The sequence below is a fragment of the Haloferula chungangensis genome (assembly GCF_042664875.1).
In the GTDB taxonomy this organism is placed as follows: Bacteria; Verrucomicrobiota; Verrucomicrobiia; order Verrucomicrobiales; family Akkermansiaceae; genus Haloferula; species Haloferula chungangensis.
This window is the reverse complement of record NZ_JBHTBS010000001.1, coordinates 630,783-656,289: the sequence shown is the minus strand read 5'-3', so window position 1 is coordinate 656,289 and position 25,507 is coordinate 630,783. Positions and strand designations below refer to the sequence as shown.

General features: G+C 57.7%; 17 protein-coding genes. 9 read left to right on the top strand and 8 right to left on the bottom strand.

Translation table 11 applies throughout. From position 1 onward, the window contains the following. Positions 1–25: 25 nt before the first annotated feature. Together ACFQY0_RS02565 and ACFQY0_RS02560 are read left to right on the top strand one after the other, a co-directional pair. On the top strand, positions 26–2,986 hold the full coding sequence (locus tag ACFQY0_RS02565) for an arylsulfatase (RefSeq protein WP_379708772.1): 2,961 nt from the start codon (positions 26–28) through the stop codon (positions 2,984–2,986). A gap of 227 nt (positions 2,987–3,213) precedes the next feature. Further along, positions 3,214–4,437, top strand: a complete 1,224-nt coding sequence (locus ACFQY0_RS02560; protein WP_379708770.1) for a SpoIIE family protein phosphatase — start codon at positions 3,214–3,216, stop codon at positions 4,435–4,437. Between the two features lie 24 nt (positions 4,438–4,461). Here the strand turns inward: ACFQY0_RS02560 and ACFQY0_RS02555 are convergent, their stop codons facing one another. From ACFQY0_RS02555 to ACFQY0_RS02520, 8 genes are all read right to left on the bottom strand, one after another. Then, the gene (locus ACFQY0_RS02555) at positions 4,462–5,211 is read right to left on the bottom strand and encodes a 3-keto-disaccharide hydrolase (RefSeq protein WP_379708768.1); all 750 of its coding nucleotides are present in this window, start codon (positions 5,209–5,211) and stop codon (positions 4,462–4,464) included. 39 nt (positions 5,212–5,250) lie between these two features. Beyond that, complete coding sequence (locus tag ACFQY0_RS02550; protein WP_379708766.1) at positions 5,251–6,657, bottom strand: sulfatase family protein; 1,407 nt, start codon at positions 6,655–6,657, stop codon at positions 5,251–5,253. A gap of 623 nt (positions 6,658–7,280) precedes the next feature. Then, positions 7,281–7,616: a PEP-CTERM sorting domain-containing protein gene (locus tag ACFQY0_RS02545; RefSeq protein WP_379708764.1), complete on the bottom strand. Its 336-nt coding sequence runs from the start codon at positions 7,614–7,616 to the stop codon at positions 7,281–7,283. 49 nt (positions 7,617–7,665) lie between these two features. Further along, entirely contained in the window at positions 7,666–9,477 is a 1,812-nt protein-coding gene (locus ACFQY0_RS02540) for a DUF5060 domain-containing protein (RefSeq protein ID WP_379708762.1), read from the bottom strand. Between the two features lie 511 nt (positions 9,478–9,988). Continuing rightward, positions 9,989–11,467, bottom strand: a complete 1,479-nt coding sequence (locus ACFQY0_RS02535) for a hypothetical protein (RefSeq protein ID WP_379708760.1) — start codon at positions 11,465–11,467, stop codon at positions 9,989–9,991. 73 nt (positions 11,468–11,540) lie between these two features. Next, positions 11,541–13,229, bottom strand: a complete 1,689-nt coding sequence (locus ACFQY0_RS02530) for a hypothetical protein (RefSeq protein WP_379708758.1) — start codon at positions 13,227–13,229, stop codon at positions 11,541–11,543. A 28-nt stretch (positions 13,230–13,257) separates the two neighbouring features. Continuing rightward, a complete protein-coding gene (locus ACFQY0_RS02525) occupies positions 13,258–14,544 on the bottom strand; it encodes a FecR domain-containing protein (RefSeq protein ID WP_379708756.1) in 1,287 nt (428 codons plus the stop codon). Beyond that, a complete protein-coding gene (locus tag ACFQY0_RS02520; protein ID WP_379708754.1) occupies positions 14,541–15,068 on the bottom strand; it encodes a sigma-70 family RNA polymerase sigma factor in 528 nt (175 codons plus the stop codon). The genes ACFQY0_RS02525 and ACFQY0_RS02520 overlap by 4 nt, the downstream gene beginning before the upstream one ends. Positions 15,069–15,232: 164 nt before the next feature. Here ACFQY0_RS02520 and ACFQY0_RS02515 point away from each other — a divergent pair, with 164 nt between their 5' ends. From ACFQY0_RS02515 to ACFQY0_RS02485, 7 genes are all read left to right on the top strand, one after another. Next, entirely contained in the window at positions 15,233–15,382 is a 150-nt protein-coding gene (locus ACFQY0_RS02515) for a hypothetical protein (protein ID WP_379708752.1), read from the top strand. A 212-nt stretch (positions 15,383–15,594) separates the two neighbouring features. Continuing rightward, positions 15,595–18,444: a sulfatase-like hydrolase/transferase gene (locus ACFQY0_RS02510; RefSeq protein WP_379708750.1), complete on the top strand. Its 2,850-nt coding sequence runs from the start codon at positions 15,595–15,597 to the stop codon at positions 18,442–18,444. A 29-nt stretch (positions 18,445–18,473) separates the two neighbouring features. Then, positions 18,474–19,226 (top strand): DUF1559 family PulG-like putative transporter, encoded by a 753-nt coding sequence (locus ACFQY0_RS02505; protein ID WP_379708748.1) that lies wholly within the window; start codon positions 18,474–18,476, stop codon positions 19,224–19,226. Positions 19,227–19,318: 92 nt separating this feature from the next. After that, a complete protein-coding gene (locus ACFQY0_RS02500; protein ID WP_379708746.1) occupies positions 19,319–20,017 on the top strand; it encodes a prepilin-type N-terminal cleavage/methylation domain-containing protein in 699 nt (232 codons plus the stop codon). Positions 20,018–20,259: 242 nt separating this feature from the next. Then, positions 20,260–22,329, top strand: a complete 2,070-nt coding sequence (locus ACFQY0_RS02495) for a histidine kinase (RefSeq protein WP_379708744.1) — start codon at positions 20,260–20,262, stop codon at positions 22,327–22,329. Beyond that, positions 22,326–22,973 carry a response regulator gene (locus ACFQY0_RS02490; RefSeq protein ID WP_379708742.1) on the top strand — a complete coding sequence of 216 codons (648 nt, stop codon included), beginning with the start codon at positions 22,326–22,328 and terminating at the stop codon, positions 22,971–22,973. The genes ACFQY0_RS02495 and ACFQY0_RS02490 overlap by 4 nt, the downstream gene beginning before the upstream one ends. A gap of 545 nt (positions 22,974–23,518) precedes the next feature. Then, positions 23,519–25,456 carry a hypothetical protein gene (locus tag ACFQY0_RS02485; protein ID WP_379708740.1) on the top strand — a complete coding sequence of 646 codons (1,938 nt, stop codon included), beginning with the start codon at positions 23,519–23,521 and terminating at the stop codon, positions 25,454–25,456. Positions 25,457–25,507 lie beyond the last annotated feature (51 nt).

Below are 25,507 nucleotides of genomic sequence, written 5' to 3'. Positions count from 1 at the left end.
TTTTTGAAACCATTGCCGTCCGATCATGAAACCCGCATTGTTCCTATCCATCGCGTTCCTTCTCGCCACTCCCCTATTGGCCAGCCAGCCGAACATCGTCTTCGTTTTCGTTGACGACATGGGCTACAGCGATATCGGCTGCTTTGGCGGCGAAATCGACACCCCGCGCATCGACAGCCTTGCCGACGCCGGTCTAAGGCTCTCGAACTTCCGGGTCACTCCGATGTGCGTGACCTCGCGAGCCAGCCTGATCAGCGGCATGGAATACAGTGCCGCCGGCTTCGGCAACGTCAGCAACGGACTGAGCTTCGCCCACCTGCTGCGCGACGCGGGCTACCACACCAGTATCACGGGGAAGGTCCATGCCTTCGGGAATCTTTCCACTGGGAATCCCAACACCGATTACGGTTTCGACCGCTTCTTCGGCTTCCGCGACGGCGCCACCAACAACTTCAAGGGCGACGATACCTGGCGTCTCGACAATGCCGACTTCAACAACTTCCCCCCCGGCTTCTACGCCACCGATGCGATCACCGACTACACGATCGATTTCATCGACCAAGCGCTGAGCCAGGGAAAGCCTTTCTTCAGCTGGGTCTGCTACAACGCCCCGCACGGCCCTCATCAGGCGTTCGAGGCGGACATCCGGAAATACTACGACACCGAAGTCTATGCGGCAGGCTGGGACCAGTTGCGGCGGGAACGTTTCGAACGCCAGAAAGCGATGGGACTGGTTCCGGCGGACATGGTGCTCGCGGAAACCGGCGCCGAGGTTCCCGAGTGGAATTCGCTCCCGGAAACATCCACCGACGAGTGGGTCCGCCAGAAGGACTTCGAGGCTCTTTGCATGTCGGCCTACGCCGGAATGGTCGACAGCGTCGATCAAAACGTCGGTCGGATCATCGACCATCTTTCCGATCCCGACGGTGACCCGATGACCGACGACTCGGTCCTCGAAAACACCCTGATCATTTTCTGTTCCGACAACGGTGGATCCTACGCCGGTCAATGGACCGACCGCAGTGCACTTCCCTGGGATCCGAACTCAAATGTGCGCTTCAACACCGGCTACGGCTGGGGTGTGTTGCAGAACACGCCTTTCCGCTCCTACAAGCACTCGAGCTATGGCGGTGGCGTGCGCAGTCCCTTCGTCGCCCACTGGCCGGATGGCATCAGCTTGCCCGCCGGAACGATCCTCCACCAGGCGAGCAACCTCTGGGACTTTTACCCGACCTTCCTCGAACTCGCCGGCGCGACCTACCCCGCCAGCTACGCTGGCAAGTCGACCAAGCCGCTGATGGGAGAGAGCATCGTGCCGCTCTTCACCAATGCCTCCTCCACCGCCGGCAGCGATTTCTTCATCAGCCACTTCACCGACCGCTCGAAAGGCCTGTTCGACGACGGCTGGAAGATCGTGCGCTACTTCGACGGCCCTTGGGAACTCTACAACTTCGACGCCGATCCCGGAGAGCATCACGACCTCGCGGGCGTCCGTCCTGATTTGCGGGATGTGATGGTCGCCCAGTGGGACGCCCACTTCGCCATCAATCCCCCGAGCGGCGGGAACGGAAGCGTCTGGAATCTTCCACCCGGAACCGAACACCGCGGCTGGGGCTTCGACAATATCCGCACCGGACTGGTTTCCTCCGTCCCTGAATACATGTCGGGCGGCGTGCCCACCGACACTCCGCTCACGCTGACCTTCGTGGGGGCGATCGACTTCAACGGCACCGAAGGCAAGAAGATCCGGCTCCAGCGTTTCGGCAATCCCGAGATCCTCTGGGAGGCTGACCCCGACACCTCCCACCCCGCTCAGGGTAGCAACACGATCACCTTCACCGACTTTCCCGAGCTCGAACCGGACGCCCACTACTATATTACCTGGGACACCGGCTGGGCGCGGTACCGCGACGGAAACCTGAAGAATATCAACGCCGTCCTGGAATCTGCATTCGCCTATCGCTTCAAGACTGCTTCGAGCTACGGCAATGAGCTCGAGAAAACCCTGACCGTGCCACCTGGCGGCACCGCCCTGCCGGAAGACGACAACACTGGCAACGGTGTCCCCGATTTGCTCGATCATCTCTTGGGTGCCGGCATGGACTCCGTCGAGCCGCGGATCCGGACCGGCTTCGACCAGACCACCAATCCGCCCACCCCGCTGCTGACCTTCAGCGGCAGGAATGCTTCGAGCGGCTCGACACTTGGAATCGAGTATTCGCCCGACCTCGTCACCCCATTCACCCCCCTGTTCTCGATCAACGGATCGAACCACAACCCCGTCGGCGGAACCGTCACCCAGTTCTTCGAGCGAACCGGCGATGATCGGACCGACTACACTCTGCGACTGGACCCGTCCGCGTTTCCAGACGGTCACGGCTTTTTCCGCGCAGCGGGCACGATTGCCGGTGAGGTTCCCCTTTCAATCTGGACCTTCCGTGAAAGCTCCTTCTCGCCGGTAACTCTCTCAACCCTGGCAACTTCGCAGGATGCCACCATCAATGGCGCGAACTCCGGTATCATCAGCAGCGCCGGAAGCTTCACCTTCGATGATCCTGTCGTCGCATGGAGCGGTGCCCAGCTGCCGGCCAGCGGAATCAGCAATCAACTGCGAACCGCCATCACCGCGACCACCGACATCGAAGTCACCCGCATCACCTACACCGGCTATCTTTGGAGCGACCGCCCGAGCGGCGCGACGACCACCGTCCAGGCCGACGTCGTTGCCTTCCTCAACGGCTCGCTCGACTCCCCGGGAGTCGTCTCGCCTAACAAGACTCTCGTCACCGGAAACGGCGGCAAGCGAATCACCCCCTTTGAGATCTCGCATCCCATCAACGGCAAGACCCTCAACGCCACCGACAACTGGGAGCTCCGCCTGCGTCTCGAGGATGACAACGGAGCGGCTTACTCCCTAGGTAATCCAGGGGACCAGGAGGGCTTCGGCATCGATACCGTGCTCATCTACGGCAAGGCGCTCCCATAGTACCGCCAATTCCCCTGCATCACCGACTGAGGAAGGCGGGGAGCGCCCATTTTTCAGCGCGCGGGAACGGCTCCATCACGTTCAGAAGGATTGCTGAATCGTGGGAGCTGATGCTCCCTCAGCAAACGTCCGGAAGCGGAAATCTGCGTGGGACAGCTTCCAGTATTGCAATCAACGATTGGGCCGCATAAGCATTTCAGATTGCCGGGAATCTCCGGTCTGCCCACATGAAGAAGCCCGAGCCAAGCCTGGAACTCACCCAAAGTGGAATGCTCCGGCAGCTGATGGATCACATTTCCGACAACATCTACTTCATGGATCGTGATGGCCGCATCACCCTCATCAGCCAATGGGGTGCGAAATGGCTGGGTTTCGACTCTCCGGAGGAGGTCATCGGAAAGACGGACTTCGATCTCTTCAGCGAGGAGCACGCCCTCGCCGCATCCGCCGATGAACAGCGCATCATCCGCACCGGAGCCCCGGTCATCGGGATCGAGGAAAAGGAGACCTGGCCCGACGGAAGAGTCACCTGGGTGTCGACCACCAAGATGCCGCTACGGGACGACGACGGAGAGATCATCGGGATCTTTGGAATCTCCCGGGACATCACCGCACACAAGGAAAGTGAGCTCCTGATCAGCCGGATGAAGGAACAAATGGAGTCCGAGCTCAGCCGCGCCAACAAGGTCCAACACTCATTTCTTCCGGCGAAACAGCTCAACTTTCCGAAGATGGCTTCCGAACGATCCGGATCCATCGAGGTTGTCCATGACTATCGCCCCAGCGGACCGGTCGGCGGCGATTTCTTCTGCCTGCTCCCCTTCTCAGATTCGAAGATCGGAATTTTCATCGCGGATGTGATGGGGCACGGCGTCGGCGCGGCGCTCACCATGTCCGCTCTCAACGCGATGGCGCAGAGCAAAGCGGCCCGGCTTTCAAAGCCGGAAGAGTTTCTCGAACGCCTCAACCGGCGCCTGTGCGAGGTGATCTCCCGGGACGACGATTCCGAATTCATCACGGCCTTTTACCTCGTCATCGACACTTCTGACGGCTCCGTCACTTTCGCCACCGCCGGCCACCACTCACCTCTGATCAGAGAACCCGCCACTGGCGCCGTCCGGGAACTCTATGAGCGCGGTGAAGTACGGGGCCCGGCGTTGATGCTGGTCCCAAATCCGGCATTCGTAACCGGCGAGGCCCGTCTAACGAATGGGGAGCGGATCCTGCTTTACACCGACGGCCTGACAGAGATGCCGCCGGAGCCGGGAAGCGGTGAGGAACTCGGCAGCGGCGGATTGAGGCGGATTATCGAAGGTCTGGACCAGATCGAACTCTCAACCTTCGTCGAGAATATCACAGCGAGGGTCCTCTACCAATCAGGCGCACAACGCTTCGAGGATGACGTCTGCCTGATCGGCATCGAGTACCGCGGGACGGAGGAGAATATTTGAAGCGACTGAAATTCCCGGGGGAGCTCAGCCCGCAAATTCCTTTACACGAATGTTCCGGAACCAGACCTCGCCCTTCTTGGCCTTGTGCACCTGCAGGCCGAAGAAGCCTTTCGAATAGCTTCCGTCGTCAACCCAGTGAGCAGCCGGCACGCCATTGAGCCAGGTTTTCACCTGTCCCCCTTTCGCTTGAACGGTGAGCCGGTTCCACTCCTTCGGTTTCAATGCCGACCGGACCTTTTCATGTTCCTTGAGCCAGAGTGGATAGAAGTAACCGCCGCAGGATTGCCCATAGATCCCTCCGGACCATCGCCGATTCCCCTGGACCCCTTCCATCTCGGCCTGAGGACCGAAGACCTCCTCGGTCTTTCCCTTCTCACGTGCAGCGGCACGAAACATCACCCCCGAGTTCAAGTTGACCACCCACTTTAATTCGCAGGTGAAGATGAAGTCCGCATAGTTCCGGTCCGTGCAGAGATAGGTGCTCGGCGTGTCGGCAACGACCGTTCCCACGATCATCCCGTCCCTTGCTTCGAATACCGACTCGCCGCCCTTCACCGACCAGCCGGTGAGATCCCTTCCATTGAACAATGCCACGAATCCGTCCTTCAAGGCGGGCTCCGGGTCCTCATTGAGGAGCATCTCTGCGGGCTTGGGGGCATTTTCCTGCTTCTTGTAGCGCTCGTACCAGCCACCCTGTGCCGGATCGATCGTTCCGGCACTGGCGGCGGCTCCCAGCAGAAGTAGTCCCGCCGCATTCACTATTGCTTTGTTCATCATGATACTCGATTTCACTATTCGATCCTGTTCGACTCCTCACTTGATCCTGGCGTCGAAATACTCGCGATACCACTCGACTTCCTCGTGATCCGCGTCCCCATGTGGAACTCCCGGCGGTTTCAGTTCGGCAGCCCAGCTGGTCGCTTTCTTCTGCAGTTGCTTGAGCACTTCAGGGTTGGCTTCGGCGAGGTTACGCTCCTCGTGAGCCGGATCCTCGAGGTCGAAAAGGAACTCCGCCTGCTTGTTCACGTTCAGATATTTCCAGCGACCGTCACGCACCGCAATCTGCTTCCAGAATCGCCAGAACAGCGGGCGCTCCGCGGCCTTACCTTCCCCGAGCAAGGGCATCAGATCAACGCCATCGAGCCCCGGATCAGCGGGAAGCCCGGCAACACTGCGGGCCGTCGCCGCGATATCGAGAGTCGAGACCGGATGCGGATAGACCATCCCGGCCGGCAACTTCTCCGGCCAGTGGATCAGAAAGGGAACTCGGATGCCGCCTTCGGAAAGCATGCCCTTTTCACCAACCCATGGAGTGTTGAGCGATCCATCCCAGCCTCCCATGTCCTTGTCGAGCGGTGAATCGCGACGTTTGTGGACCGGAGCGCCGTTGTCGCTGGTGAAAAAGACGATCGTGTTGTTGTCGATCCCGTGGCGCTTGAGAGATTCCATCACGCGGCCGACGCCGTGGTCGATGCCGTGGATCATCGCTAGCGCCGCCCGACGGCGGATCGCCATATCCTCTGAGAAGTGATCCGCGTAGGGCTCCGGTGTGACCAGCGGAGTATGAGGCGCATAGTAGGACAAGTAGAGGAAGAAGGGTTTGTCGTGATGCCGATCGATGAAACCGATGGCCGCATCGCTCTGGATATCGACGCGAAACCCCTTCTCGTTGAGGTGCGTCGGTTCGCAGTCCTCGCCATCGCGTCTGAAGTTGGCGCGGTAGTGGTTCATCTCTCCGCAGAAATAGTGATCGAATCCCTGCGACTCCGGCATGTAGGGGATCTTCTTGCCAAACGGAATGGTGACGAACCCCCGCTTGTCGGGCTTGGCCTTGGGAAGGTGTTTACCAATCCAGTCGCGGCAGATGACGTTCGGTTCGAGATGCCACTTGCCGACCATCGCCGTGGTATAACCGGCGGGCTTGAGCATTTCCGGGATGAGGACCTCCTCATTGGCGAGTGGCAGATCCGGGATCGTGTCGATACCGAGTCGCTGCTGGTAACGACCGGTGAGCAGCCCGGCCCGCGACGGCGAACACTGCGGCGCGGTGGCATAGCCTGCGGTGCAACGCACCCCTTCGGCAGCCATTCGGTCGAGATTCGGCGTAAAGAGATCCTTTTCCTGTTCCTGCACCGCAAGGTCCGCATAGCCGAGGTCATCGGCAAAGATGACGATGACGTTTGGCTTTGCCGGTTCAGCCCTGAGCACGGGCCAGAGCATGGCAAATGCTACGAAGGTAACTAGAGTCTGAGCATTTTTCATATCGTTATTAGCCGATCCCCTGAGTGCCGGAGAACCATTTCCTGCAGGGAGGATTGAGGTGAATCAATTATTTGAGGTGAAGATTGCGTTGATGATTGAAGCGGCGTGCCAACCAAATGAGCAAAGAAGCACTTGGTCCCCGAGACCGCTTCCACGGTTCGGAAAACTGCTTTGGCTCTACTCAGTGCTGACCTTGTCGATATTCGATCAAGCCCTGTTCCCATCCAGCTGTCATGAGACACGATGATGTCTCAAACCCCGGTATGGCCAAAATCCGGACTGTGAAGCCTTCCCCAGATTCTCCTCCGCCAGCAATCCGCCGCCTACGGCGCGAATGGCGGATGGGCGTTGGTCACCAGTTCCTCGAACTGCGCCTGGAACCAGCGTTCGGAAGCCGGCGCGTTCGGCAGCCCCCCGGTGAGCTTGTTTCCGCTGAGGGCATTGCCGTGCTGAATCGCCCCCCGTCGGCCAAAGCCCCATGCCAGCCGGATTCTCGTGACCCACGGAGATCAGTAGGTACTATCGGACTGGCCCGATGCACCAAGCCGGGGTGCCGGATCATCCCGTCAACGACCAGGCCGTCAGCGACGACGGCGGCGCAGAAGGAGGGCGGAAAGTCCTCCGAGCGCCAGAACCGATGATGACGGCTCGGGCACGTTGACGGTGACGGTATCGAAGGGGGCGAATGCGAGGGTCAGGTCACTCAGATCGACCAGCAGGTTTCTCGTATTCCAGTTCTCACTGTAGGCACCGGCGTGTGGCCAACCCCAGTCGTCTGCCATGCAGATGAGGATGTTCGGGCGCTCGGTCGGTTTCGCATCCCGGGATCCTCCGTGGGCCGGGACGGCACCGAGGGCGACCTGAAGCGAGACCAAGGTCAGGCCAAGGTGTCGGGCAAACATGGTTGGTTTAGTCATGATCATTTTATTTCGCGAAGCGCGGCGGGACAAAACTCGTCCGCTCAATTCAGCCGCTCTTTCTTACCAACAGGACCCAGTCTTCCCCGCTGTTATCTGGCGGAGGTCCGCAGGGATTGAGTTTGCCGCCCTTGAAGCTGGACGATTCTCCGGCGAACACCCCGTTGCGGGGATCGAACCACCGGCCGGTGAACTTCCCTTCTTCGTCGCGAAGATCCAGATTCCCCGTATCCGTCGCCGTCGGGAAGTAGATCGCATAGACCTCCCCCTTCTTCCGGAACACCTGGGCTTCGAGATCGGACGGTTTTCCTCTCCCGTGACCTACCGGAAGCGTGCTCTCGTCGACCACCAGCTCGTCGGCGGGCTCCATCTCCCAGAAGGGAAGGTTTTCCTCCATGAAGCGGCGGGCGGTCGCGACATGCTTCCAAAGCGCCTGGAGTTTCGGGCTCTTGAACGATTCCACCCACAGCAGGCCCTCGAGAATGAACTCGATCTGGCCACCGGAGAAATAGGTCGGCCAGAGCTTCTGCTTCCGATGCAGATCGGGGCGGTCAAAGGGCTTCCACGATTCCTTCTGTCCGACGTCGAGAATGAACTCATCCATCGAGATCGGCAGCGGCCGGTCGGCTTCGGCGGTCGCCTTGCGAAAGTCCTCTACCAATGTATCAATCCGGCTCTTGTTGAGCTGGATCGAGGTCAGGCTGAAGCGTTCGTCGCCAAAGCTGAACGCGAGTTCCTTCAAGGGATTGCCGGCGGTGTGGACCGAGATCGGGTGGCCGTAGGGATCGACGGCCCGGAAGTAGTCGGCGTAAGCGCGAATCCGATCCGGCCCCAGATCGAAGTCCGCATTGAACTCCTCACAAAGATTCCAAGACAGGGCCAGATGGTGGCCGAAGCGGGCGATCATCTCGCGATAGTAAAGTTTCCGCTCCACTCCGAGTTCGCCGTTGTCGAGCTCGCGCTTGTTCGCCGTCTCGGCCTCGTTGAACACGCAGTGGAGGGCAATTCCCTTCCGCTGGGCGTGGGCGAAGACGGTTTCCCACTGCTCGAGTTTCCCATGGTCGAAATGCAGGTTGTCGTTGTCCGAATGACCCTTCGGGTCTGGAGTTCCGGCAAAGGGCCAGACGTCCTTGCCGTCGCCACCGATGTTCATGACCAGGAAATAGATGCTGTTCACGCCTTGCGCGGCGAGGCTGTTGATTGCCCCAATGATCGGCTTCCCCTTTCCGTCTCCCCAGTCGGGGTCGCCCTCCCGCCAGTCGTCAAGGTGCGCGGCATAGTGGTGCTTCGCCGGTGTGTTGTCGAAACCGGCGAAAGCGAGGAAGTTCTCCGGACTGTCCACACCTCCGCGGATCCAGTGCGGACCATTCCGGAACTTGAGATAGTGCCCGCCGACGTATTCGAGGCGTCCCCATTTGTGAAAACCCGGAGCGTTGGGATCGAGGGGCTGGACCACCATGCTGCCTTTCCGTCCGTCGAACCCAACCGCCGCTCCGGCATCCGGATCGAGAGACACTGCGATCTCATGGCCCTTCCTGAACGAAACCGCGTAGCTCCACTCGCCCGGGCGATCCGGCGTGAAGCGCAGCTTCCACTTTCCCGGTCCGGATTCCCCTACCGGACCATCATAGTATCCAGGCACCTGAAAAACCTCACCCGTCGGGCTTTCGAACCGAACTTGCAGGCGGTAGTCGAGAGACGGGTTGTCTCCCTCTTCGGGCGCTCTTGCCCCGTCGAACTCGAAGGCCATGGTCGACGCCTGCCAGACCACCGCACCAATATCTCCGTCTTCAGCGGAGAGCCCTTGAAATGGCGACCAAAGGGCCGACGCGGCCGCCAACGATAAAATCCCTCTACTCACGCGAACAGACTACCCCGTTTGCCCGAGAGTCGTCTTGAGACACGTTCATGTCTCCACCGCCATTTACGAGGGCCTAACTCCAGACCTAGGGCAACCGGCGCACATTCGTGTGTCATGACAAAAATGGTCGACCCAATGATTGTGATTACCGACATGATCTCGACGCAAAGCCCTTCATCCACCATCGAGCAGATTAGGATGCTGGCCGGTATCGGAACTATCCTTACTCCTTCCGCCCAGAAACTCCTGAAGGAAAGGTGCCGCGACAAGCGCTTGCTCCCGACTCAAAGGGCCAGATCAACCGTACATCCAGAAGTTTCGAAACTCGCGGCTCACCACTGTCGCTTGGAAGCGTTTTTCAAAGATGACCGCCACCTCCCCAATATTCCATAAAGGCCATTTTGCAGCGCGACGAACCGCGCCTCGTCGTCTCCTGCCGCTCGAAAATCGCACGAATGCGAGAAATGAACCAGCCGGTCTTCCACGCCAGCACTTTTCAGCAATGCCAGAATCACCGGATTGGCACACATGTCGTCCGTGTCCCGGTTAAATCATTCAAATCGACCGTGCTATAACGAAAAATGATACGGTCGAGATTGAAGCGCTGCGAGCGCCCGGAGACGATGAAGGTGTAGGTTTCACCTGCGACAAGCTGATAAATCGCTGGCACACGGTGCGCGTCCGCAGAGTCGAGCTTGAGCGCCCATCCCCAGTTATTTTCATTCCCGCCATAGAGCTTGGTATCCACCCGCAGCACATTGACATCGTAATGCGCGGACCCGGACGTGAAGTTACCCTCCATGCGCACGTAGCAGTCATTGGTCCAGTCTGGATCGCCTCCTGCCAATCGCTTGCGAGCGCGCATATTCAGGTGATATTTACCGCTTTGGTTGACCTTGAATTTGTAAACAAGCGGCGAATCCGCCGGCCCACCAGTCTGGCTGTTTCCTCCAAACTCCAAGTGAACGCCACCCGTCGCTCCGGAAACATAATTGGTGTCACCCTCCTCAATCTTGATCCAGTTCCCAAGCGGCGACTGAGTGCTCTCCATCTCCATGATGACGAGTCCTTCCGACTCCTGGAAAACCTTCTCACCATCGGTACCCCCGCCGCCGGAACTATCCGGATCATTGACAATGAACTTGTCCCACACATTCGCGACGCTGCCCTCAGTGGTCGTGTTCATTCCAAGAATCCACCACATTTCAACGGTATCCGTAAAATCAACGCCACCGTTCGCTAGAGTCGTATTCCCAGTAGTCGGGATATGAGGGGCCAACGCCGTTTGCAATGCCTGAAACGCATCCCGCGCATAGGTATTCGGATTACTGGCGGCCGCAGCGGCAGGAAGAAAGTCGGTATTCGTGCTCAAGTATTTCGGTGTGTTACTCCGATCAAAATCCAATTTCCCTTCGCCTATCTTATAGTAGTCGGTGTTGTTCTGGACGAAAGTCAGGTCGGCAGGATCCGTGTTTTTTTCGTTACTGAATCCGTGTTGCACCACGACGACGTGCGAGGTGAGTAGCGAGTTGTTCACCTGCGCGTCATTCTTGAGCATGTTGACCCAATCACGCGTGAAGTCGGAAGTACCCGCTTCGACCACCCAGACACGACCGCCATTGAGCAGGACCGTCTTGACCTTGCCTTTTACGATATCGAGCGATGCGGCCCATTGCGCCTCGGTTTCGGCATCCGTCCAGAGGGGTCCTTTCGCTCCGAACAGTTGGGCCATTAAAGCCCGGCACTCGTCGATCCAACCGAAGTGGCCGCTGTAGAGATTACGCGTTCCAACCACGGCATAGAAGTCGACGTCATCATAGTCGGGATGCTGCAGCATGCAGGCCTCAACAGCCACGGCATTCAAGTCGTCCGGGTCGTTGCCCATGTCATGTTGCAACAACAACAGGTCTTTGGAACGGTTGAAGGGAGCATCCTGTGCCAGAGCTGCATTGGCCAGACAGAAAGTAAAAACCAGCAATAGGGCTTTCATGAGCAAGCGGTTTAAATGATACATAGCTTGGGGTATTCGTTTAATTTTGATCTCGATTAAGGGCGTTTGCACCTTAAGGGGCCTTCATTTCGATATAATCAATCTCGATGGTTCCACCGGCAAACCCTTGGGGATCCAATCGGAGCTTGGAAATCGTTCCGGCATAACCAGGCGCGCCTTCCAAATCGAGGGTTATCGTCTGCCAATCACTATTTGCTGTGACTGCAAAGTCTTGGTAATTCCCCTGGAAGGAACCACCCACGGGTGCGTAGTACAGTCGCCATGAAGTCCCGGAAGTGCCGTTCCTTACACGCAGTTCAATCTGGCTATTACTGGAATCCACATTTGCCTCTTCTAGCACGATGAATGGATCGTTGTTCGCAGCATCCAATGCGAGTGTAATCACCCCATCGCTCACCGATGATGTCATTTGCTTGAGCGTAATCAGTTCGTCCCCGTCATCCCAGGCATACCCCTTCGCGACATCTGACTCCCCACTCTCAACGTAGAAAAAGTCAAACATCGCATAAGAGCGATTCGACGCCGTATTTTTCTGACCGGTCGCTTCGAGACGCACGGTATGTGAGCCTGAGCTGAGGTAGGCTTCGGCAATCACGGCCTGATGAACCTTCTCAGAAGAATAGGTATCCACATCATCCACAACCAAATTGCCATCAATATAGACGTCAACGATACCGCCACTGCCGCCCATACGAACACCGACCTGAACATAATTACCGTCAAACGTCGCTTCGACAAAATCCCCAGCGTCTCCGCTATAGTCCATCGAGCCCGAATAGTCATCGGCATTGTCCTGACGTCTCCAGTTTCCTGAATAGACCACGGAGGCATCTTCATTATCGATGTGACTGACCACTGCAACCGACTCATTTACAATATAGTTATTCCAAACGTTATCAACGGAACCAGCGGGATCGCCCATGTCGAGGATCCACCACATTTCAACCGAATCAGTAAAATCAACCCCACCAGGGTCGAGAGTCGGATTGCCCGTGGCCGTAGTGAGCGCGGTTTCCAGTGCCTGAAACGCATCCCGCGCATAGAAATTGGGATTGCTTGCCGCAGTCGCAACCAGACGATAGCTCGTGCTCCTGCTCAGGTATTTCGGCGTATCACTTCGATCGAAATCCAGTTTTCCTTCGCCGATCTTGTAGTAGTCGGTGTTGTTCTTGACGAAAGTCAGGTCCGCCGGATCCGTATTGTTCTCGTTCGTGCGACCGTGCTGCACCACCACAACATGCGTGTTAAGCAAGGAATTGTTCACCTCCGTGTCACTCTTGAGCCTATTGACCCAGTCACGCGTGAAGTCAGAGGTGCCCGCTTCGACCACCCAAACACGTCCGCCACTGAGCAATGCCGTCTTGGCCTTGCCTTTGACAATATCAAGCGAAGCAGCCCATTGCGACTCAGTCTCGGCATCGGTCCAAAGCGACCCCTTGGCACCGAAAAGCTGAGCCACTAACGGTCGGCATTCTTCGATCCAACCGAAGTGGCCGCTGTAGAGATTACGCGTGCCAACGACTGCATAGAAGTCGACGTCGTCATAATCAGTATGCATTAGCATGCAGGCTTGCACGACGATCGCACATAGGTCGTCGGGGTCATTGCCCATATCGTGCTGCAGCAGTAGCAGATCCTTGGAGCGGTCGAATGGAGCGGGCGGTTCGGCGGCAAAGCCATGCTCAATGGCGATGACTGCCACCAGCAGGGCCGGCAGGATATTCTTGATTAGCTTTTTCATAGCTTGAGGTAGGTTTTTCTGAGGTGGGTCAGTTTCTTAGTTTGAGATTCAGTGCAGGCGGGTGGTCTTTCGGATTCGCCGAAAACCAGAAATCATTGCCTCCCTTATCCAGCGTAATCAGGAATCGGTTCACGCCGGGCCTGAGATCAGAGGCCTTCAAATCAAAATCGAGATTCATCCCGGCGGATACCTGGCCGGTATAGGATGAGATCTGCTCGAGCCTGCGGGTCGGAATCCTTGCTAAAACCCCTTGCTCCCGCTGATCGGCCTTGTACAGGCGGACCGTCCCGCTTCCGCCTCTTTCCGATGCCCCCGACGATTTGACTCGCAGACGCAAGGTGGCATCGAACAGCCGATCGGCATAGTCGACGTCATCCAAATTGAACTCAATGAAGCCCCGCTTGTTACCCACGGGATCGACCTCGATGAAACGTCTCCGGTCAGGGTGTTCCTGATTCAGCGTCTCTGCTCGACCGGACTCATGCTTCCTCTCAGCGAAAGGTCGCGGAGCCTGAAACGAATCTGCCCTCGCTTCCGCGTAGTAACCACCCTTCACCAGCACGCTCTCCTCCCGCTCCAAGGCATTCATCCGTACTTTGCCGGAGACTACCGACAGTCTCGTGCTCTCATCGTCCGAGACCTCGAACACCGTTCCCAGCACGACAATCTCCGAGTCATCCGTAACGATCCTCATCGGAGTTTCGTTCGGCTGCCTCGCGACCTCGGCGCGAAGGCTGCCCTGCTTTAGGCGAAGGCGCTTTCCCTCATCGCCCCCTAACAGCTCGAAGGAAGATCCCCCATCAAATGCCACAAAAGTCTCCTCCGTCCGGTAGCCGATCGTCAGCCGACAACCAGGAGGAACAACAACCACTTCACCGGAGGCCAATTCGGATCCGGACGTGATCGTGCGTTTTTCGCCCCCAATCGTTGCGAAGACCGCAGCATCTTCGACGGAATAGATTTCCGAGACATGTGCCACCTGAGCGGGTCCGCTTTGACTCATGGAGCGGGTTCCCTTCTGGTTCAGGAATACCAGGGTGGCACTGAGAAGAATGAGCGCAGCGACTGCGAACCAGCGCGCAGGATCACTCCGCTTGGATCCAAGCAAACCCATGACCGGCAGGGTGCTGATCCTGCTCTCCCGATGCGCCTGATACAACTGGATCTCATCGTAAGCGGATACCACGAATCCCTTCATCAATTCCTGATCATTCTCGAGAACGTCGTTCAAAACGTCCACATCCTCGCTGGACAGCCTGTCCTGGAAGTATGCTTCCAACAGCTTCTCCGGATCACTCTCCTGCCTATCACTCATCGCGCGACCTCCTTCAGTTGATTACTCACACAGATGCGGAGTCCCTCTTTCGCGCGCTTGATACTCGCGTAGATGCTCTGGACAGATCGGCTGAGAGTTGCAGCGATCGATTCACAATCGACGCCGTCTCCGTACCGAAGATCCATGATGCGCCTCTGATCTTCCGGAAGCTTCCGGAGACAAGAGCGCAAGGCGAGAACACGGTCTGGCTCTTCATTCACCTGTGTCACGAGTTTGTTAGAAAAGGCTTCATCAAGAACATCGAAGCTCACATGGACGGCCTTTCGACCCTTACTCTGGAACCAGCGCAGAATCAGCCGCTTCGCGACCCCGACGAACCACGGCCCCGAGGGCTGGCTGAAATCAAATCCCGAAGCTTTGGTGGCGATGACGATCGCCATCTCCTGAAGGATGTCTTCGGTCGAATGATAGTCGCGAATCGCTGCGAACACGTAGCCCCGAAGCATCTCATGCTCCGCGTAGAACTCGCGCAGCAGTTTCTCCAGTTTTTTCGCGTCAGTCATCTGTGGGCACAAGCAGATCGGCTCGTCTTTTCCCATATCTCTCAGTTGCTGGCGAAATTAGGCAGAAAATCTCATATTCCTATCGAATACCTCGGTATACTCCGCCCTTTGAGACACGATCATGCGTCAAGACAGCCGGGGACGCACCCAGCACGATCTAGAGAATGAGCCCACACAAAAACCCCAGCGATCCGCAGATGGAGAAGCGGAGACTTCTAACATTCTTCTCTCCCTTCCTCTTCGCTGCACTCGCCATCGGTTCAGCTCAGGCTCGTGTCGTCAATTTTGACTTCGCATGGTATCGCTGTTTGTGAATCAGGAGCTCCACCTGGATGCTGGAGAGCGGACTAAACTTTCCGAAAACCCGCATCCATCGGCAACAGAGGCCATGAGACATAAACGTGTGCCATGACAAATTGGGCAAGCCGGAGATCCTTTTAAGGACGTTCCCATCCCATCTTATCTCCACTTGGGTGGTGCGGAGCTCAAAACCTTTCACAAACTGTGCTCATCCAAAGCCCAAACGATGATTTCAACGATTTCCAGAATCTCATTCACCCTCCTGACTGTAACCACTCTTGCTGCTCAAGGAGTCGACGCGAATGAGAACGGAATCAGTGATGTTTGGGAAAACCTCTACCCTAACGCCGCCGCAGACCCGTCGGCGGATGATGACCGCGATGGATTCAACAATCGGGTCGAGGGACATTTCTGGACCAACCCGAATGATCCGACATCTTTTCTCAAACCTGAAAATTTCGAAGCCGGATCCGGAACCGACCGCTTCGATTATCGGACCGAACGCTGGATGCGCGACAGCGTGCACGAATCCAATGATCTCGTCGCGTGGACGCACCAATCCGAACCGGTGCAATCCGATGGCACCACCGCCGGATCCGTAAGCGTAACGACGAGTGGCTCCAAGAAGTTCTACTCCATCGCCCGCTACAAATCTCTGAACTCCGATACCGACTCCCTCACCAACAAAGAGGAAGAAGCTCTGGGAACTGACCCCGAAAAGTGGGACACCGACGGCGACAGGGTGGCTGACGACATCGAATTCCTTAACGGAACCGATCCGCTTGTGCGCACCGATAGCGACGGCGACGGCATCGATGATGATTTCGAGCGCTGGTGTATCCACTCCAAGCTCGATGACGCGGTGACTGACCTCACCCACGTCACTGCCATTACTGATTTCGACGACGACGAGATCAGCGACTTGGACGAGTTCAAGCTCGGCACCTCCCCCGTCACTCCGCTGCGCAACGTCCTCTTCTTTATTACCGAGGATCAGAACATCCATCTCGGCCTTTACGACACCAATCCCGCTGACGGCTATGCCGGGGACAGCCCGAACCCGGACAACAACCGGACCCGCGGGCTCGACACGCCCCATCTCGACACCTTCGGTGAAAGTGGCGTGGTCTTTGATCGCGCCTTCTGCCTCTCACCCGTCTGCAGCCCTAGCAAGATGGCGCTCTACACAGGCACTTTCCCGCACACTAACAGCGCCCACCGCAACGTCATCAACTACGGCATCGACTTTCCTCTCACCGGCCCCGATCCCTCCAAACTTAATAATGGCGGCGTCCATGAGGACCTTCCCACCCTGATCGAAATTTTCCGAGACCGTGGCTGGCACACCGCCGTCTCCTCCAAGAGCCACGTTCAGCCTGTCCGCAAGTTCCCCTACCACGAAGGACACCCCAATCTCAGCACTCCAGCCATCGCCAAGGCCGAGATGAGCAAGGTCATCGACGACGCAGGTGACCGCCCGTTCTTCTTCTGGGCCAACCTCGGTTCGCCCCACCTCCCCTTTAAGAAGGTGCCAACCGAAAACGGCCAATGGACAGGTCCGCAGGACAGCTCCGGAAAAGTCACCAACATCGTCGCCGCCGACATTGATGTCCCGGACTGTTACCCCGATGTTCCCGGCGTTCGGCAGGACTTCGCCGACTACCTTGGCAATATTAGAATCATCGACGGCATCTTCCAAGCCTGTGTCCAGGAACTCGTCGATGAGGGCATCGATGGTGAAACGGTCATCTTTTTCACCTCCGACCACGGCATCGGCCTTCACCGCGCCAAACAGAGTATCTACTCCACCGGTCTGCATATTCCCTTCCTCGTCGCCGGTCCTGGCATCTCGGGAGGCCGCCGCCTGCGCGAACCCGTCAGCCATCTCGACCTCGCCCCCACCCTGCTTGATCTCGTCGGCAGCCCCAAGATGCCCTCCCACCTCGGCAAATCCCTCTGGCCGATCCTTAGCGGAACACAAAATGATTTCCCCGATCGCGACACCATGCTCACCGCCTGCCACCGCTACTACAATGCCCGGGCGGTCTGTGACGGACGCTACTACTATATCAACAACCTCACCCAACCGAGCGGCGGCAGCCTCGCCAATCCCAGCCAGGTTCTCAACGCGGACCAATATACTTCCGGTGCCCCTTGGCACAACCGCACCTACGATGCGACGGTCGCCGCCACTGGCACCCCGCAACACGAGCTCCTCAAGCAGATCGTCGAAGGCGGCCTTCCCTCCGAGGAACTCTTCGACCTCGATGCCGATCTCTGGTGCACCAACAACCTCGCTGATGATCCGAGCCTCGCGGCCATCAAAATGAAGTTAAAGGCGGAACTCGGCAAATGGCGTCGCGACACCGAGGACTACAATCTTGATCCCAGCGAGATGACCCGAAGGACCGAACGCTATGTGCCTTTAGGCCCTGCCACCGGAGTCACCAGCTACAGCAACGATTTCGGCGGCAAATCAGGTCCTCTTGATGCCGATCCCGATTGGTCGCTCGATCTCGCAAGCAAAAATGGTGACGACTTCACCCACGCTTCCAATCGCGTGCGTGCGCCAGGCGGTCCGCTTGCTCTCGTCACTCTGGCCTCCCATCATCTCCCATCCGGGGCCTCATTTGAGGTTTCGGTAAAATCCGGTTTTGATGGGACCGGAGTAGGTTCTGGGATTGCATTCGGAATTATACCTGGTGGTGGCAACTTTAACTTCTGGCAGTTTCTCCTAACCGACGGCCGGAGCAATCCTGGAGGCACCGATAAGGACGTGAGGCTGTATCGAATCGATCAAGGTTCCAAGAATGGAGGAGCCTTGATTGCAGAAGACTCACTTGAGAATTACCCGACATCGGGTTTCGCCGCCGGTGACCTCTTTAGCTTACAGGTGAGCGGCTCAGCTGGCTCCGCCGTGGTCGATCTCCGGATCTTCGACCCTGCAGGTGGACTTTACTTCGAGCGAAAGAGCTTCGACCTTGGCACCCCAATTCCATCTAACAGTATCTTTGGAATGACCTCATGGTCATCTGGTAACTCCATCTTCGACGACTTCGAACTCGATTTTGATTAACCGCACTCCAAAACCCAAACCCACAACAAATGAAACCCAATGCATTAACCACTCGAATCCGGCACCATCTAGGATTCACGCTAACAGAACTCATGGTTGTTATCGTCATCGTTTCCATTCTTGCCACTCTTGCTTTCATGGTAGGAAACAGAGTGAAGGAAAAAGCGACTACGGTCACCTGCACCAACAACCTCCGCCAGATCGGTCTAGGCCTGGCTGCCCACCAAGCGGATTTCAGGCGTTTCCCTGGAAAAAACGACGGGAAGGCCTGGGACCGGGCAATCCTGCCCTATCTTGGCTACGCGGGGAGTGACAACCTTAAAGGCAACAGCGGATTGTCGAAATCAAAGTTTCCCGATCTCGTGGATGCTGCCGCCTACTTCGCCTGCCCTTCAGATAAAAAGATGCGCTCAAGCGACAAATTTCCTCGGAGCTACTCCATCGTTCCGTGGACCACCAACTGGTCCAATGGCACCCAGTTTCGAGGATGGAGGGGCCGACCGTTCAACGAAGGCGTACCCATGTCGATAGTGAAGAACCCGACCACCGCAGCAGTGGTCGTCGAGTGGCATGCGGGAACCGACGACGGCACCGAGAATGTCGTCGGCCAAGGTGGACACGCCTATCATGATCGTGGCGGACCGGACGGACCGGACGACGACCTCCACAACAGAAACCAGATCGTCCTTTTCGCCGACGGGCACACCGAAGTCCTCCCATTCATGAGCAACTCGGACTTCGTTGAGAAATACTGGCCTGGAAAGATCGGCAGCACCGACTGATCCGGGAGGTCCCCGCCCAGAGGCACGGGCTCACGCCCCTTGCCCCGATCTGCTCCGCGAAAAACCAACAAACCAAACCCTACTCCAATTCCATGAAAACTGATTCTCAACGCAAATCCCTCCATCGTCCAAAAGGATTCACCTTGACCGAAGTCATGGTGGTCATCGTGATCGTGGCCGTCCTTGCTTCGATCTCGTTTTTTGTCACCAAGAGGGCTATGGCTTCGGCCAACAAGGCCACCATCACCAACAACATGCGGCAACTCAGCCTCGCAATCCTGTCGAACGTGAGCGACGAAGGGAAGTTCTTCGACCGCAGCAAGGACCCACGCTGGGATCGGTGGATTCTGCCCGCCCTCGGAGCCGGCGAGCTGCCGGAGAACCGGGATGCCCTCAACACGGAGAACGCCAGCGATCTGGCTTCCTTGGCGGAAATGTTCCAGGCACCGGACGACAAACCGAAGGATCTTGAAAAAGGATCCTACAAGTGCAGCTATGGGGTGACCGCTTGGCTTTCCAATGCGAACGGCTTTCCCTACGGCCAGGAGACCAAGGACCTCGGCGTGAGAATGGCTCGGATCAGGAAGCCCTCGAAATGGTGCATGATGTACCAGAACTACAAGTCCGACAATCTGCTGGGCAAGGGATTCAATTCCTACACTCAGGAAGGCACCGGGGTAAACACCCCTTCGATGTTCATCTCCTTCGTGGACGGCCATGTGGAATCGGTCCCAAACAATCTTACTCGGGATGAACTCCGCGAGCGCTACTGGCCCACACGGAATGACTGAAAGGGCTTTGAGCCGACCCTTTCAGACACCGGGAGGCTGATACCTCCCTCCCTTCAGCCATTCCAGAGTACCATGCCGAAGTGTCGATCCCGCGCGAGAGACGCTCAGATGGAAGCAGATCGCGTTTTGTCCGAACTCAACTTGAACGAATCATGCGGGAGCGCCCTATCCCGCCCGGAGCCGCCGCCGGATGATGCTTGCACTCCGCTACTCGCCCCGCGCATCATCCTAGTGCTCGCCTGATGCACACCATCTTTCGCAAAGCCACCGTCTCGGCGACTCTCTTCACCTGCCTCGGCTCGGACCTGGCTTCCTCCGAGTCGCTGGCCGGAACCCACTCTCCGCGACTGAAGGAGATTCGCGCAGAAATCGACCGTATTTGCCACGAACTGTCCCTGCTTCCTGAGATTCCGCTCGAAAACCTGGGAGGCGACGGAGCCTACGGGCGCTTGTTCGCTCTCGAAAGCCGGGACATGAACCTGAAGCTCCGTTTCACTTGGCCGGAAGACGCCCCCGTTGATTTCATTTCCCTGATTCCCGCACGAAAGTTCACCGCAACCGGGCTCGCACCGGAGTACGGCTTTCCTGAGGATTTCTCTATTTCTCTGATTACGTCAGACGACGACCATCTCGTGTCGATCGTCGAGGCGAGGGACACGAGTTCCCATCCCGTTCGGCGGGGCCATCCCTACAATTTCGAACTCGACCTTCCGATCAAGGCGAGGGGCTTGGAGATCAATGTGAGCCGCCTCCGTATCCCCTCGGGTGAGAAAGCCGACATCCTGGTTTTCGCGCTCGCCGAAATCTTCTGCTTCGCAGGCGAGCATAACCTGATGGAAAACGCCTCCATCACCACCAATCCGCGACCGGTCAAATCGGAAACCCCCTACTGGACAACCCAGTTCATGATCGACGGGCATACTCCTCTGGGGCTGCCCGAGATTCCCCTGCCTTACGGCGCGGAATGGAACAACATCGGCTGGGTGTCCCAATCTCATCCTTCCGAAGAGGAAGTCGTTTCAGTTACAATCAAGCTTAAAGAGGCCATGACCCTCGATGGCATGAGCATGTTTCCGGCCCGCCGCCCCTCCGTCGCCGACTTCCCCGGATTCGGTCTTCCCAGCCGCTTTCGGGTCGAAACTTCGATGACCGGTGGGGCGAAGACATTTGAAACCGTCTACAGCACGCGGGACGGAGACATCATTAACCCTGGAAGCAATCCCCTCACGATCCGGTTCGAACCCGTCACCGCCCGAGTCGTCAGGCTGAGCGCCACCAAACTCTGGAAAGACTACGACCACTACCCCGCTTTTCTCGCCCTCAGCGAGATCCAGATCCTCAATGGTCACAGTATTCTCTCGAACGGAGCGAGGGTCGCCACCTCAGAGTTGACAGAGTCCATTCCCGCTCACGGACACAAGAATTGGAGTCCCGCCGCCCTCACGGACCGTCACGGTCCGAGTGGAGAAATCGTAAGCCGCAAGCAGTGGCTCCGATTTTTGGATCGACGGCTCGCGCTACAGGTAAACCTCCACACCCTCAGACTTGAATCCGAGGCGATCGAGAGGAAATGGAGCCGGAGCATCATCATTATGCTGGGGGCCATCGGCATCTCAGGCCTTCTCGCCGCCCTGATCCTTCCATTTCGCTACCGCCGCCTTGAGCGAAAGCGCCTCCGTTCGATCCGCGACCGCATCGCCGGAGACCTTCACGACGATGTCGGCAGCAACCTGGGCAGCATCCAACTCCTCTCCGAGATCGCTAAAAGCAAAACCGAGAGCCAGGAAGAGCTCATCTTGATTAATCAGGTCGCCGCCGAGACCGTCACTTCAGTCCGTGACATCGTCTGGCTGCTCAGACCCCGGAACGGCTACCGTGCATCAACCATCGCCCACCTCCGGGACACTGCATCGATTCTCCTCGAATCAATCGAATGGACCTTCAACGCGGAAACCGAAGAGTTCGCACTCAACGACGAAGACGGGCGCCACCTCGTCCTCTTTTTCCGTGAAGCCCTGCACAACTTGATCCGACACTCGAAGGCCGCTCACGCCTCCATTCGCCTCAGTCGGAAAGACACCCTGATACTACTCGAGATTCGTGACGATGGGCGCGGCATCGCCCCCGAGTTACTGGATCGCCCGGAAACCCTCCGTGCCCTCAAGCAGCGCAGCATCCGGCTCGGAGCCTCGCTCGAGATCAACTCGGAAATCGGTAAGGGAACCTTCCTCCGGCTCGCTTTCACGCCCCAGGCCCTCGACTTCTACAAAGCCCCCCGATATCCTTTCTCAATCAAAACCGGTCACTCATGATTACCCATCGCATCATCCTCATCGAAGACCATGCGATCTATCGAAAAGCCGTCTCGACCACACTTGACAACCATGCCGACTACAACTGTGTCGCTCAGTTCTCCAACATGGAGGATGCGCTTGAAGCCATTGACAAAGGACTGGTAGGAGACATCATCCTGCTTGATCTCGGTCTGCCGGCGATGGGCGGCATTGACGGCATCGGAGCGCTTCGCGGGCAGTTGCCGGATGCCAAGATCATCATTCTCACTGCCCTCACCGATCGGGAAAAAGTCTTTGCAGCCCTAGAGGCCGGTGCTCACGGGTATCTCGTCAAGGCCGGCTCGCCCGCCCGCCTGCTCCAGAACCTCGCGGAGGTGATCGCCGGCGGCACCCCCCTCGACCCACAAATCGCCGGCATGGTCCTCAGGACTTTTCAGAAGCTAAGCCCAATTGCAGAGGAAGACAAACTGGCACCGCGAGAAAAGGAGATCCTCCAACTGGTGGCTCAAGGTCTAACAAAACTACAAGTCGCCGACGAACTGGGCATCAGCCCCCATTCCGTATCCGGCTATCTCCGCCGCGCCTTTGACAAGCTTCACGTTCACAGCCTCCCCGCTGCAGTCAGCGCGGCGATCCGCAGGGGGCTCCTGGACCTTTCCTGAAGCCCTCGTCCGGCCAGGCACTCAGCCCTTCCTGACGTGGTCCCCGTGAGACACGAATGTGCCTCGTGACAACTGGCGTCATGCGGGCCAAACCTTGTTGAGCAAACCACCAAGTGGCCCGGGGTATCCACCGTCCACTCGCTCGTTTCGGATTCCTAATGAGAACTCAATCTTCAGGAGAAAAACGAAAGGCCGGTCCCTTCGAGGTCCTGTTCCTCCCCTGATCCGCTTTCCTTGGGTTAATGGGTTTTCCCAGGGAATCCCAGAGGGACCGCCGATATGGGTTTCGGCGGTCCCTCCACCTTCCTGGCTGCTCACCGGCGCTGGGGATGGCTGGGCAACCTCGTCCACGATTTCCCTCTGGCCCTACCACAGGTCGTAAATTCCGAAGATCACATCAACGCCAGAATCGCTCCATCAATGGCCTCCCCTCCCCGCCATGGGACACGAACGTGTCTCATGACAAAACACTCTCGGAAGCCAAGATTTTGAATCACGAAACGATACATTTCATCGCGTTTCCTCCACAGAAAAACCACCGATCCATGAAAAAGAACCCATCGTTAACCTCCCAGCTTGCGGCGCTGAGCCTGCTGGCCGGAATGAGCTTATTGAACGCGCAAACCATCTACAACGAGGAGTTCGACGGCCTCGGCAACGGCTACAATTCCGACAGCGCCACCGCCGTGGCCGGGGACGACGACTGGGTGGACTTCAACAATCGGATCACCACCGATTTCAGTGGCAACGAGGGATATTTCACGGCAGTCGGTGGGACCGAAACCGTCCTCACCGGAGCCTCCAACGCGCAGAACGACCCGCAGGTCCGCAGCGACTTCTCGCCGGGACTCAACCAAGCGGACATCGGCCGGGTCGAGCTCCGCATCCGAATCGACACCGACCTGGACCTCGACTACGATGCCGATGACAGCATCGCCGCTGAATTCGTCGAGCTCAGCTGGGGTTTCGCAGGCTACGTCAGTCCGGGCGCAGGCAACATCGGCGGCAACAACACCGTATTCGGCCTTCCCGACACGATCGAGGTCCAATCGGACGGCTGGCACCTGCTCATTTGGGATGACAACGGTGGGCTCGGCTTTGGAACCGTAAATTCACTGCGTATCGATCCCACAACGGGAGCCGGAATCAACACCGCCTCTTTTGAGATCGATTACCTGAGGATTGAACAGGCCACTGCCACCCCGGAAGTCGAACTTGATCCCACCACACCAATCGGCGCCGAGTTCACCCTCCGCCAGGAGTGGAACTGGAACACCGACGGAGATCAGGAAGGTTGGACCCCCGGAGGAAATGGCCACTTCACAGTTACCGGTGTCGCAGGAGGCCTTCTCACCGGAGAAAGCAGCGACAACGACGCTCAACTCAACTCGCCCGCTTTCGAAGCTCTCGACGTCGAGACTGGGCGTTTCATCATCGAAATCGGCATCGTCTCCGATGTGAACGACACTTCATCCAAGCGGCTCTTCTGGGGTCTCGACGGTGATGGTGTGACTGCTGACCAATCGCGTGTTATTTCGAACGTTCCAAACGACGGCCTTTCCCACGTCATCCGTCTCAATCTCAACGACGTGATCAACGATCGGCTCACCAGCCTTCGCTATGATCCCAGTTCGACATCCGGTATCACCTCGAACCTCGATTACATCCGAATCTACTCGGAGGGTCCCGAGATCACCCCGATTCCTGATCCGCTCGCGGAGCTGGACCCTGCGACCCTCAGCCCTACCTTCCAACTTCAAGAGGAGTGGACTTTCGAGAATGTCGATGATGCCGAAGGGTGGACAGGCATCCAAGTCGCCATCGCCAATCCAAACGATGGCTTTACGGGTGTCTTCAACGGCAGCCTCTTCGTTGACACCACCGGGACCGACTCGAGAGTCGTCTCTCCGGGCTTCGCGACCAACGCCTCCGCCAGCGGCGTGTTCGTGGTCGAAATCGACTATCCGGCGGATTTCACTCCCGACGACAATGGACAGTTTTTCTGGAGCAATGGAACCGGCGGATTTGGCGGAAATCTCGTCAACACCCCGAACGTGCCGAATGAGGGAGCCCCTCACACGGTTCGAATCACCCTGACCAGCGATCACGTCACGGACGGCGTCCTCACCGGACTGCGCTTCGATTCGACCAACGGCGAGTCCGTCTACTACGGAGTCGAGGCCGTACGCGTCTACACCGATGGCCCGCCGGTCAGCACCGAAGCCCCAAGAATCACTTCGTTCAACTATGATCCCTCGACCGGTAACTCCGAAGCCTCGTTGGTCGGAACCCCGTCGACAGTCTACAGCTTCGTCAGCGCCACCGACCTCGACTTCACCGGATCCTCCACGATCGCACTCACTGGTGCCACCGTTGGCACGCTGTCCGGTGGTGGCGTCCAGACCGACGGCGGTGGCAACGCGACCGTCCAGTTCAATCTGGGAACCACCGCCACGAAAACCTTTGTCCGTGCTGAAGACTGAAATCGCCTAGCCCTTTCCTGCTGAAATAACCGAAAAGCAGGGCCCGTCAGC